The organism is Rhizobium sp. UFLA01-1127 (assembly GCF_059803845.1).
Map to the genome: position 1 here is coordinate 1 of NZ_JAUQTZ010000255.1, position 3,474 is coordinate 3,474.

General features: G+C 61.9%; 2 protein-coding genes. Both read right to left on the reverse strand.

Features of this window, described 5'->3' with window-relative positions; all coding sequences use genetic code 11:
* Positions 1–128: 128 nt before the first annotated feature.
* Positions 129–1,292 carry an isovaleryl-CoA dehydrogenase gene (locus Q4Q11_RS31280; RefSeq protein ID WP_498571915.1) on the reverse strand — a complete coding sequence of 388 codons (1,164 nt, stop codon included), beginning with the start codon at positions 1,290–1,292 and terminating at the stop codon, positions 129–131.
* An 86-nt stretch (positions 1,293–1,378) separates the two neighbouring features.
* Positions 1,379–3,474: indolepyruvate ferredoxin oxidoreductase family protein (locus Q4Q11_RS31285; RefSeq protein ID WP_498571916.1), on the reverse strand; the 2,096-nt coding region annotated here is incomplete at its 5' end.

A 3,474-nucleotide genomic window follows, 5' to 3' on the forward strand; every position in this document is an offset into this window, starting at 1 on the left:
GCCTCGGCAAGGCCGATTGCCTCCAGCAACGCGGCGCGATTGTCGCGGAAGCGATCCGAATGCGTCGATATCTCTGATCTCAGGACGGTCATGCGGTCTCACTCGGTCGAGTAGAATGGTATTCGAAATCAGGCCGTCTCGCCGAACAGCTCGCGGCCGATCAGCATACGCCGGATTTCGGAGGTACCGGCGCCGATCTCGTAGAGCTTGGCGTCGCGCAGCAGCCGTCCGGCGGGATAATCATTGGTATAGCCATTGCCGCCGAGCGCCTGGATGCATTCGAGCGCCAGCGCAGTCGCCTTCTCGGCGGAATAGAGAATGCAGCCGGCCGCATCCTTGCGGGTCGTCTCGCCGCGATCGCAGGCGGCCGCAACCGCATAGACATAGGCGCGCGCAGCATTCATGGTGACATACATATCGGCAAGCTTGCCCTGCATCAGCTGGAATTCGCCGATCGACTGGCCGAACTGCTTGCGCTCATGCATGTAGGGCAGCACCACATCCATGCAGGCGGCCATGATGCCGATGGGGCCGCCGGAGAGGACGACGCGCTCATAGTCGAGGCCCGACATGAGCACGCGCACGCCGCCATCCACCTGACCGAGAACATTCTCTTCCGGCACCTCGCAATCGAGGAAGATCAGCTCCGAGGTGTTGGAACCGCGCATACCGAGCTTATCGAGCTTCTGGCCGACCGAAAATCCTTTGAAACCCTTCTCAACGAGAAAGGCGGTGATCCCTCGCGGGCCAGCATCCGGCGAAGTCTTGGCGTAGACGACGAGAACATCGGCGTCCGGGCCGTTGGTGATCCACATCTTGCTGCCGTTCAGCACATAGTGACGGCCGCGCTTCTCCGCGTGCAGCTTCATGGAGACGACATCGGAGCCGGCGCCCGGTTCCGACATCGCCAGGGCGCCCACATGCTCGCCCGAGATCAGCTTCGGCAGATAGCGCTCCTTCTGCGCCGTGGTGCCATTGCGATGGATCTGGTTGACGCAGAGGTTGGAATGGGCGCCATAGCTTAGGCCGACGGAAGCGGACGCGCGGCTGATCTCCTCCATGGCAACCGTATGGGCGAGATAACCGAGGCCGGAGCCGCCGAAGACTTCGTTGGCGGTGATTCCGAGCAGGCCGAGATCGCCCATCTCCCGCCACAGATGCATCGGGAAACTGTTGTTACGATCGATTTCATCGGCAAACGGTGCGATGCGATTGGTGGCAAAACGGCGCACTTGCTCGCGCAGCGCCTCGATATCCTCTCCAAGCGCGAAGTTCAGTCCCCCTTCAAACATCCGGCTTCTCCTCCCGATCGTCCCGAACGCGCGTTCCTTACGAACCTATACCTCTTCATGCCCGCTTCAAGTTTTGCCTGATACCGTCACGCGGCATCGGCGGGCATAGGCTGGCTGCCCTGCTTCTCCTGAAGTGTCTCATAGGCCTTCAGCTTCTCGGCAATTCTCGCCATGACCTTGCGGGCGGCCTCCTCCTTGACCGGTCCGAAGCCCCTTATCTCATCAAACAGCGAGAGAATGGCAAGGGCTTCCGCCTCGTTGTCGTGGCGCAGGCCGGCGAGTACGCGCGCGGCGATGCCTTCGTAGTCGGCGATCAGACGACGTTCCAGCCGCCGTTCCGCCATATAGCCGAAGGGATCGAGAGGGGTGCCGCGCAAACGCTTCATCGGTGCAAGGGCGCGCAGCAACGGCAGGATCCAGGCGCCGAACTCGCGCTTCTTCGGCCGGCCGTTCGGGTCCTTGCCGCCGAGGATAGGCGGCGCGAGGTTGAGAGCCAGCTTGAAGTCGCCTTCCATCTCGTCGCGCAGATGTGCTTCGAAAGCCGGATCGGTCAGAAGGCGCGCGACTTCGTATTCATCCTTGTAGGCGAGAACGCGTGCATAGGTGACGGCAACGGCAAAGGGCACCTTGTCCGAAAGCCGCTCTTTTGCGGCAAGCGCATTGGCATGGGCGACGAAGCCGGCATAGCGCTCGGCAAGCGCAGCATTCTGATAGGCAGTCAGATGCGCCTTGCGATGCTTGACGAGTTCATCGAGGCTCATCTCCGCAAGCGTCTTACCGGCCGCCGGCTCGGCCATCAGAGCATGCACGGCCTGCGGATCATGCGCCAAGAGCCGGCCCCAATGGAAAGCGGAGAGGCTCGCCTTGACGGCGACGCCGTTGAGCTCGATCGCCTTTTCGATCGCTTCTAGAGAGAGAGGCAGAAGGCCGCGCTGCCACGCAAAACCGGTCAGCAGGATATTGGTCGACATGGCATCGCCGGTCACCTCCGTCGCGACATGACCGAAATCGAGGAAGACGGATTTGTCGCTGACCGTCTTGGCGATCGTGTGCTGGATCGAACCGGTCTTGAAATCGAAATCGCGGTTGCGGACAAAATCGGCGACCGGCATGAGCCCGGTGTTGACGATAGCCGTGGTTCGCGTCTGTGAGCAGAGCGTGATCGCATCCCTGGAGGCGCCCACCACCTCATCCGCGGCGAACAGCAGATCGGCACCGCCGTTGACGATGCGCGAGGAGGTCACATCGGCTTGATTATGACCGATGCGCAGATGGCTCATGACAGCGCCGCCCTTCTGGGCAAGACCGGCCATATCGAGAATCATTGGCACCTTGCCGTCGAGATGCGCAGCCATGCCGAGGATGGCACCGACAGTCAGGATACCCGTGCCGCCCACGCCGGCAATCGCGATGTTCCACGGCCGATCGCCGATGACGGGAATTTCGGGCATCGGCACGTCGACATCGACATGATCAAGCGCTTTGCGCTTGCGGCGCTTGCCGCCGTGAACGGTCACGAAGGACGGGCAAAAGCCCTTGACGCAGGAGAAGTCCTTGTTGCAGCTCGACTGGTTGATCTGGCGCTTGCGGCCGAACTCCGTCTCCAGCGGCTCGACGGAGATGCAGTTGGACTGCACGGAGCAATCGCCGCAGCCTTCGCAAACGGCCGGATTGATGAAGACGCGCTTGGCCGGATCCTCCAGCAGCCCGCGGCTCCGGCGACGGCGCTTCTCGGCCGCGCAGGTCTGGACATAGACGATCGCCGAGCAGCCTTCGGTTTCGCGCAGCTTGAGCATCACCTGATCGATATGGTCGCGATGCAGCACCTTGACGCCAGGGGCCAGTTCGGAGGCGGTCCGATAGGCATCCGGATTGTCCGACAGCAGGTAGATCGGCTTGACGCCTTCGTCATGCAGCTGCTTCGTTACCAATTGCGGCGTCAGATATCCGTCGATCGGCTGGCCGCCGGTCATGGCGACGGCGTCGTTGTAGAGCAGCTTGTAGGTGACGTTGACCTTGGAGGCCACGGACTGGCGGATGGCGAGAATGCCGGAGTGGAAATAGGTGCCGTCGCCGAGATTGACGAACATATGCTTTTCATCGGTGTAGCGCGCAATCGCCGTCCAGGGTACGCCTTCTCCGCCCATCTGCGTGAAGGTCTCGGTATTCCGGTCCATCCAGG